This window comes from Pseudomonas sp. FSL R10-0399, assembly GCF_009600165.1.
Lineage (GTDB): Bacteria > Pseudomonadota > Gammaproteobacteria > Pseudomonadales > Pseudomonadaceae > Aquipseudomonas > Aquipseudomonas helleri.
This window is the reverse complement of record NZ_WIWK01000174.1, coordinates 1-8,075: the sequence shown is the minus strand read 5'-3', so window position 1 is coordinate 8,075 and position 8,075 is coordinate 1. Positions and strand designations below refer to the sequence as shown.

General features: G+C 61.3%; 8 protein-coding genes. 3 read left to right on the top strand and 5 right to left on the bottom strand.

Annotated elements, in window-relative coordinates:
* The 3 genes from GHO41_RS27755 to GHO41_RS27745 form a co-directional block, all read left to right on the top strand.
* Positions 1-859 (top strand): dihydrolipoamide acetyltransferase family protein (locus GHO41_RS27755; RefSeq protein WP_178126600.1); only part of this gene is annotated, 859 nt, incomplete at its 5' end.
* 8 nt (positions 860-867) lie between these two features.
* Positions 868-2,265, top strand: coding sequence for a dihydrolipoyl dehydrogenase (gene lpdA / locus GHO41_RS27750; protein WP_153435200.1), 1,398 nt, complete (start codon positions 868-870; stop codon positions 2,263-2,265).
* Positions 2,266-2,332: 67 nt separating this feature from the next.
* The gene (locus GHO41_RS27745) at positions 2,333-3,112 is read left to right on the top strand and encodes an acetoin reductase (RefSeq protein ID WP_048367727.1); all 780 of its coding nucleotides are present in this window, start codon (positions 2,333-2,335) and stop codon (positions 3,110-3,112) included.
* 84 nt (positions 3,113-3,196) lie between these two features.
* Here GHO41_RS27745 and GHO41_RS27740 read toward each other — a convergent pair whose 3' ends face one another.
* From GHO41_RS27740 to GHO41_RS27720, 5 genes are all read right to left on the bottom strand, one after another.
* Positions 3,197-3,547, bottom strand: coding sequence for a DUF6124 family protein (locus GHO41_RS27740; RefSeq protein WP_153392238.1), 351 nt, complete (start codon positions 3,545-3,547; stop codon positions 3,197-3,199).
* Positions 3,548-3,997: 450 nt separating this feature from the next.
* Positions 3,998-4,645 carry a transcriptional regulator BetI gene (gene betI / locus GHO41_RS27735; RefSeq protein WP_153332961.1) on the bottom strand — a complete coding sequence of 216 codons (648 nt, stop codon included), beginning with the start codon at positions 4,643-4,645 and terminating at the stop codon, positions 3,998-4,000.
* Positions 4,646-4,784: 139 nt separating this feature from the next.
* Positions 4,785-6,230, bottom strand: coding sequence for a cytosine permease (locus GHO41_RS27730; RefSeq protein WP_153435199.1), 1,446 nt, complete (start codon positions 6,228-6,230; stop codon positions 4,785-4,787).
* A 65-nt stretch (positions 6,231-6,295) separates the two neighbouring features.
* Complete coding sequence (locus GHO41_RS27725) at positions 6,296-7,480, bottom strand: iron-containing alcohol dehydrogenase (protein WP_371929060.1); 1,185 nt, start codon at positions 7,478-7,480, stop codon at positions 6,296-6,298.
* A gap of 10 nt (positions 7,481-7,490) precedes the next feature.
* Positions 7,491-8,075 (bottom strand): aldehyde dehydrogenase family protein (locus GHO41_RS27720; protein ID WP_153435198.1); only part of this gene is annotated, 585 nt, incomplete at its 5' end.

The window sequence follows — 8,075 nt, the reverse complement described above, 5'->3', positions numbered from 1 at the left end:
GATCGTGGCCACCCCGTTGGCGCGGCGTCTGGCGGCCAAGCTGGGGGTTAACCTCAACGACTGCCGTGTGACGGGCAGCCGTGGCCGGGTCAGCAAGGTCGACGTGCTGGAAGCCCACGCAGCGCAAAATCCGGTGGCAGCGGCACCTGTACAAGCGGCTGCTCAGGCTCCAGAGGCCGAAGTGCTGCCCATGAACGGCATGCGCAAAGCCATTGCTGCGCGCCTGCAAGAATCCAAACGCACGGCGCCGCACTTTCGCTTGCAGGCCGATCTGGACCTTGAGGCGCTGCTGGCGCTGCGCAGTGAAATCAATGCCTCGGCCCCGGCGGTCAAACTGTCGGTCAACGACCTGTTGATCAAGGCAGTTGGCCTGGCGCTGGTTAAAGTGCCCGACGTTAACGTGCAGTTCGACGAAGCGCGCCAGGCCGTGCTGCGCTTCAAAGACGCCGATGTGTCGGTGGCGGTGGCGTTGCCCGGTGGTTTGATCACGCCGATCGTGCGTCAGGCCAATAGCAAAAGTTTGTCGAGCATCTCGCAAGAAATGCTCGACCTGGTGACCAAGGCCAAGGCAGGCACGCTCAAGCCCGAAGAGTTCCAGGGCGGCACGTTCAGCATCTCCAATTTGGGCATGCTCGGGGTCAGCCAGTTCGACGCCATCATCAACCCGCCTCAAGGCGCGATTCTGGCCATTGGCGCAGGCGAGCAGCGGGTAGTCGCGCACAACGGCCAACCCGCCGTGCGCACGCAAATGACCGTGACTTTGTCGTGTGATCACCGGGTGATTGACGGTGCGCTGGGGGCCCTGTTCCTCAAGGAACTCAAGCGTCTGGTGCAGACCCCCAGCCTGATGATGCTCTAGGAGCCACCATGACCGATAAATACGATGTACTCGTCATCGGCGGTGGCCCCGGCGGTTACGTGGCGGCTATTCGCGCCGCCCAACTGGGCCTGAGTACGGCCTTGGTCGAGCAGCAGCACTTGGGCGGCATCTGCCTGAACTGGGGCTGCATCCCCACCAAAGCCATGCTCAAAGGTGCCGAAGTCGGGCACACCTTGAAGCACCTGGACACCTTCGGTTTTAGCGCTGACAACATTCAGTTCGACATTGCCCAACTGGTGGCCCACAGCCGTGGGGTGTCGCGCAAGTTGACCGGGGGCATTGCCTACCTGCTGAAGAAAAACGCCGTCAAGGTCATCGACGGGCGTGGCCGCGTCAGCGCCAAGGGCGTGGTCACCGTTACGAGCGACACCGGCGAGGCGCAGTATCAGGCGCGGCACATCATCCTCGCCACTGGCGCACGGCCAAGGCCGTTGCCGGGGCTGGTGGCCGACGGGCAAAAAGTCTGGAGCTACTTCGATGCCCTCGTGCCCAAGACCGTGCCCGAGTCGCTGCTGGTGATCGGCTCGGGCGCCATCGGCGTCGAGTTCGCCAGCCTGTACAGCGACCTCGGCAGCCAGGTGACGCTGGTCGAAGTGGCCAAGCAGATCATGCCGGTCGAAGACCAAGACGTTGCCAGCCTGGTGCAGCGCGAGTTTGAACAACGCGGCATTCGTGTACTGACCCAAACCAAAGTCAGCGCGGTACAAGGTGAAGTCGGCGCGCTGCAATGCCGCCTCACCCTCAGCGATGGCAGCGAGCAGACCGTGCACGTGGCGCAAGTGTTGTTGGCGGCGGGCATTCAACCCAATACCGAAGACATGGGCCTGGAAGCGCTGGGCGTGGAGTTCGACAAAGGCTTTATCAAAACCGATGCGTGGTCGCGCACCAGCGTGGCCGGGCTGTATGCCATCGGCGACGTGGCAGGGGCGCCGTGCCTGGCGCACAAGGCCAGCCATGAAGGGGTGATCTGTGTCGAGAAACTGGCGGGCGTAGACGGCGTGCACCCGCTCAACAAAAGCCGCATTCCCGGCTGCACCTATGCCCGGCCCGAAGTCGCCAGCCTGGGGCTTACCGAAGCGGCAGCGCGCAGCAAAGGCCACAGCATCAGCGTCGGCCGTTTCGACTATCAGGTCAACGGCAAAGCGCTGGCCATGGGCGAAAGCACCGGCTTTGTGAAAACCATTTTTGACAGTGAAACCGGTGAATTGCTGGGCGCCCACATGGTGGGCCCGCACGTGACCGAACAGATCCAGGGCTTTGGTATCGCCCAGGCGCTGGAGGCCACTGACGCGGAGCTCAGCGAGGTCATCTTTGCCCACCCGACGCTCAGCGAAGCCATGCACGAAGCCGTGCTGGCGGCCAGAGACCGTGCGCTGCATCAATAGACACGCCAGCGGTCTGGGCTATGGTTCAGACCGCTGATCTTGCTAACGGTTGAAAGGAGTCCAACGAATGAAACTCAGTGGAAAAGTTGCATTGATCACCGGCGCGGCACAAGGCATTGGCCGTGGCATCGCCTTGCGTCTGGCCAAAGAAGGCGCCGACATCGCGCTGGTCGACCTCAACCCGGAAAAACTGCGCCACGTGGCCGAAGAGGTCCAGGTGCTGGGCCGCAAAGCCAGCACCTTCGTGGCGGACGTGGGCGACCGCGAGCAAGTCTTCCAGGCCGTTGAACATGCCCACAGTACGCTGGGCGGGCTGGACATCATGGTCAACAACGCGGGCATCTCGCAGGTCAAGCCGCTGCTGGACGTGACCGCCGAAGAAATCGAACGCATCTACCGCATCAACGTGCAGGGCACTTTGTGGGGCATTCAGGCGGCGGCCGAAAAATTCCAGGCGCTTAAACGCACCGGCAAAATCATCAACGCGTGCTCCATCGCGGGCCATGAAGGCTATGCCTTGCTGGGCGTTTACTCCTCCACCAAATTCGCCGTCCGTGCCCTGACCCAGGCGGCAGCCAAAGAGCTGGCGGTACACGGCATCACCGTCAACGCCTACTGCCCGGGCGTGGTGGGGACCGACATGTGGGTCGACATCGACAAACGCATGTCCGAAATCACCGGCGCGCCGATTGGCGCCACCTACGATAAATTCGTTAACGGCATCGCCCTGGGCCGTGCCGAAACCCCGGAAGACGTCGCAGCGTTCGTCGCCTACCTGGCCAGCCCGGACGCCGACTACATGACCGGCCAAGCCCCGCTGATCGACGGCGGCTTAGTCTTCCGCTAATCCCACAACACCTGTGGGAGCGAGCTTGCCTCGCGATCTTTTGATCTTCAAAACGCGCCTGCTTGCACTCAGGCGCGTGCTGCTTTAGTGCGTCGTTACACCATCCAGCGACTTGTCCACATACGCCTTGGCCAGCTCCACCAGGTGCATGCAGGACAACACCAAACTGCGCGAATGCCCGCTCAAGCCATTCCCCGCCTCACTCGCCGAAGCGCCCGCGCAGCGCAACAAGTCTGACGCCTGGGCCAAAGCCGCTTCTAAATTGACGCTGTCCGGGATGGCATACGTGGCCTGATCCACGTGCCGTGGAGGCTTATGGTCGTGCAGGTAGTAATCGAGGGCGCGTTCGGTGGCCGCACGGTCTAACGACAATGCCTCGCACTGAGCAGCAGTTTGCGGGGTTAAAGCTGGGGGATCAGGAACAATTTTTTTCATGGGTACAACTCCGAGAGATCAAGGGAGCTGCCTTTATCGCGACTAAACGAATGGGTGGCAGCCATGCGCAGGTTAGTCGACCGGTCACTCGGAAACCCGGCGCGCCACGAAGGGCGCCCTGCGCACGGCCACCATAAAACGCAGGCCGAAAAAAAGCGCCTCGCGGAGGTGGCGCCTTGCGCCGAGTAACATGCCGGGCGACTAAACCCAACCGCTGATTGACAGCGATGGGCCGAGACTATTCCCCGAATGGCACAGGCACAAGCGAACGGAAGTTTCTAGGATGTTTCCCCGGATTGAAAGAGAAGCGTCGTACGAAATGGCTGATTAGCAACCTCTGTAGTCGCTGCCGCAGGCTGCGATAAGGGCCGCAGGCCCTTCAAAAGCGGTGTCGCTGCGCAACCCATCGCAGCCTTCGTGCCTCGGCAGCGACTACATGCAGTTCGGCTGTTAAACCGTCAGCGGTTGGGCCGCTTTCACAAACATCTGCGCGGTGGTGATGCAGCATTTTTCGGCTTTTTTGGAGCTGAAGGCTTTGTGGTCCAGGGCCCATTCCAGCCAAAAACCGTCTATCAAGGCGGTGATGGTCAGGGCCGCGCTTTTAGCGTCGATATGGGTGCCGTTTTCACGGGCGATGTCGTTGAACACCGCTTCGAGTTCTTTGCGGTAGTCGGCGTAGAGCTTTTTGTTCAGCGCCCGCAACTGCTCGGACGACACCGCAGCCCCCCAGAAACCCAGCCAGGTGGTGAGGATAAATTCGTTGAAGATCTGCCCCCGGAACGAGGAGCGAATAATCGCCAGCAAGCGGTCTTCGGATGAGCCGTTCTGGTTGGCCAAATATTTGCGGGTTTCTTCGCGTAGCTGGTCGGTCAGTGCCTGGTAGGTCGACAGCATCAGCTCTTCCTTGCTGGAAAAGTGATGGCCGATCAAACCAATGGAAATACCCGCCTGTGCGCAGATTCGCTCCAGCGTGCAGCCGCTGTGGCCGTACTGCGTGATGCATTGCATGGTGGCTTCGATGATCGCCTTGCGCCGCAACTCCGGGTCTATGCGGGTTCGGCGCTTTTTGAGCTCAGGCACTGCGGCGTCACCACTCATTCATCCATTCTCCGACACTAAAATCGACGCTTAAAAACAGGGCGCCAATTTAGCAACTTTTTGTCGGGCGAGTGGCAGGAATTAGTCGCGGTGGCGGTTCACGGCCCGTGGCAGGCAGTGAACCGCGTGCACGCGGTGATCAGTGGGCGGGTAAACCGGCTTCGAGGTCCTTGTCCAGATGGTCGATTTGCGACAGTTCCTGCTGGATGTTCTGCGAGCGGCACAGCCACCAGTACACCACGCCCGAAACGAGCAACCCGACGATCATGCTCACGTCCGCACCGTCGAGCAGGGTGGTGACGTAGCCGGTGTACAGGCCGGTGCTGGAGAACGGCAACATGGCCACAAAACCCGCGACGTAAGCGCCGATGCCTCGCCAGTTCCAGCGCCCGTAAATGCCGTTGGGCTTGAAGATCTCGGTGATCGAGAACTTGCCGTGGCGCACCTTGTAGAAGTCGACCAAATTGATGGCCGTCCAAGGCGTGAACAGGTACAGCAGGATCGCCAGGAAGTCACCGAAGTCCTTCACGAAGTTATCCGACGCGGTCATGGCGATGGCGATGGCGGTGCCGCCCACGATCAGCATCGACACGATGCGTTTGAGCAACGTTGAGGTCTGGCTTTTAACCGTGTCGGCGATGCTCAGCAGGGTGATCGAGGCGCCGTAAAAGTTCTGCGCCGCGCTGGTGACCAAACTGAGCACGGCCAGAATCAACAAGATCTCGCCAAAGCCGCTGAACAGCGTGTTCCCCAGCATGACCAAGCCCTTGGCCAGGTTCTGCCCAGGGCTCAAAGCGGCAGCCAGGGCGCCGATCAGCATCATCCACACGCCGCCAATCATGGCGCCCATGTAGGTCCACCAGAACGACGATTTGACGCTGATATTGGCCGGCAAATACCGCGAGTAGTCCGACACGTAAATCGCCCAGCTCAACTGGTACGCGGCGGCCACAAAGAACTGCGCAAGGAACGGCGTGGCCTTGAAACCTGACATGCTCAATTGCTCGGCAGGCAGTTTGACGAAGAAAAACAGCCCGATGGTGAACACCACCATCACCGCGATCAGCACAAACGCGAGAAACCGCTGCACCTTGTGGAAGGTGTTGTACCCGGCAATCGCCATGACAATCGCCAGCAGCGAGAAGGCAATGGCCGAGCCGTGTTCCGGCGCGTCGAACAGCTCGTGCAGGGTTTGCCCGACCAGCAACTGGTTGAACGCGTTGTAGCCCACGTACGTGGCGATGGCCACGACATACACCAGCAGCGCGCCCAGATAGCCGAACTGCGGTCGGGACTGGATCAGTTGTGGCAGGCCCATTTGCGGGCCTTGGGTGGAATGTCCGGCCATGAACAATGTGCCGAATGCGCACCCGAAAAAGATGGCGATGGCCGACCAGAACAGGTTGGCGCCCATGCCCACACCGATGATGCCCACCGCGAGGGTGGTCAGGTGGGCTTCGCCGCAAAACCAGATCGGCCACAAGTGCCAGGCTTTGCCGTGCCGCTCGGCCAGCGGCACATAGTCGATGGAGCGTGTTTCAAGATTGAGCCGTCCTTTGGACGCAGCTTGGGTTGAGTCAGACATCGCGGTGGCACCTTTTTTATTTATTGTGGTTACACGACAAAGCAGGATTTCGGTGTGTCAGGTCATCAGTCGCGAGCGTGGTCGATGGCGTGTGCCAGCAGGGTCTTGAGTTGCTCAAGGGAGCTGTCGCGGGGGTTGGTCAAACGTGCGGGGTCGCCGAGCGACTTGGTGGCCAGCGCGTCGATGTCAGCGTGTTCCACACCCAGTTCCGCCAGGGATTTGGGGATGTTCAGGCTGTCGAGCTTGGCGCAGATGGCGGTGTAGAAGGTTTCAAATTCGGCATCGGGCAGGTCCAGCACCTGTGCCACGGGCTTGAGTCGCGGGCTGATCTCGGCCTGGTTGAAGCGCAGCACCACCGGCAAAATAATCGCGTTGGTCAGCCCGTGATGGGTGTTGTAGGTCGCGCCCACCATGTGGCTCAGCGCGTGCACCAGGCCCAGGCCCTTGAGAAAGGCCACGCCCGCCAGACACGAACCGATGAGCATTTTGCCTCGGGCTTCGAGGTCCTGGCCTTGCTGCACGGCGGTGTCGATGGAGTGCCAGAGCAAGTCCAGCGCCTGCAACGCCGCGCCGTCGCTCAGCGGGTTAAAGGTGGGCACAAAGTAGGCTTCCAGCGCATGGATGATGGCGTCGAAGCCGGTCCAGGCGGTGAGGTTGGCGGGCAGGCTGCGGGTCAGTTCCGGGTCAAGAATGACCGCCGAAGGCCGCGCCAGCGGGTGCCAGACACAACCTTTAATGCCGCGCCGGGTGTCGGTGACCATGGCCGTGCTTTCGGTTTCTGCGCCGGTGCCTGCGGTGGTCGGCAGGGTGATGACCGGCGGGAAGTCTTGCGCACGAAACCCTGTGGGCACCGGCTGATCGAAGTCAAAGGCCCACAGCTCGCAACGCTTTTGGCGGGCAATCAACGCGATGGCTTTGGCGCCGTCCAGGCCGCTGCCGCCGCCCAGGGCGATGATGCCGTCGGCGTCCCAGGCTTGATAAGCCTGTGCACCGGCAACAATGGTGCTGTCGGTCGGGTTGGGCTCAATGCCGCCGTACAGGCCGCAGGCCAGGCCCGCAGCGTTCAGGGCGTGCTGCAACTCGGCCACGAACGGCAGGTTCAACGAGCCTTGGTCGGTGATGATAAAGGGCCGCGAGATACCGAATTGATTGCACAGGGCGGCCAGTTCATGACGGGCGCCGGGGCCGTATTCCATCGGCAATGGCACGGTCCACTTTTGTGGGAGTAACGCTGAAAGAGTGTTTTGCACAAGACTCACCTTAACGGCAACGCAGGATGGTGGATTTCAACTCGGTGTATTTGCTGAGCGCGTGAACCGAGTTGTCCCGGCCATTTCCCGACTCTTTAAAGCCGCCGAACGGGAAGTTCATGTCCACCAGTTCGTCATAGCAATTGACCCACACGGTGCCTGCTTTCAAACGGCGCGTAGCCGTGTGGACCGTGTTGATATCAGACGACCAGATCGCCGCCGCGAGGCCGTATTCGGTCTGGTTGGCGATGGCGATGGCTTCGTCCAGTGTGTCGAACACAATCACCACCAGCACCGGGCCGAAGATTTCTTCGTTGGCGATGCGTGCCGAGGCGTCCTTGGCCAGGAAGATCGTCGGCTCCAGGTACGCGCCGGTCCCGGCCAGTTGCAGGGTACGGCCGCCTCGCAGCAAGGTGGCTTCTTGCCGGCCGATGTCCAGGTACTGGTTGATCTGCTGGAGCTGCCCGCCGTCAATGATGGCGCCGGTGACGGTGGCAGGGTCCAGCGGGTGGCCGGGCTGATACGCCTGCGTGGCGTGCAGCAATTCGCTGAGCAGGGCGTCGGCAACGGAGCGCTGCACCAGCAGGCGAGAACC

Bases quoted from the DNA above. Each gene is read 5' to 3' on its own strand.
- GHO41_RS27740 (WP_153392238.1), bottom strand. From the start codon at position 3,547: ATGAAAAAAATTGTTCCTGATCCCCCAGCTTTAACCCCGCAAACTGCT.
- GHO41_RS27745 (WP_048367727.1), top strand. From the start codon at position 2,333: ATGAAACTCAGTGGAAAAGTTGCATTGATCACCGGCGCGGCACAAGGC.
- betI (WP_153332961.1), bottom strand. From the start codon at position 4,645: ATGAGTGGTGACGCCGCAGTGCCTGAGCTCAAAAAGCGCCGAACCCGC.
- GHO41_RS27730 (WP_153435199.1), bottom strand. From the start codon at position 6,230: ATGTCTGACTCAACCCAAGCTGCGTCCAAAGGACGGCTCAATCTTGAA.
- lpdA (WP_153435200.1), top strand. From the start codon at position 868: ATGACCGATAAATACGATGTACTCGTCATCGGCGGTGGCCCCGGCGGT.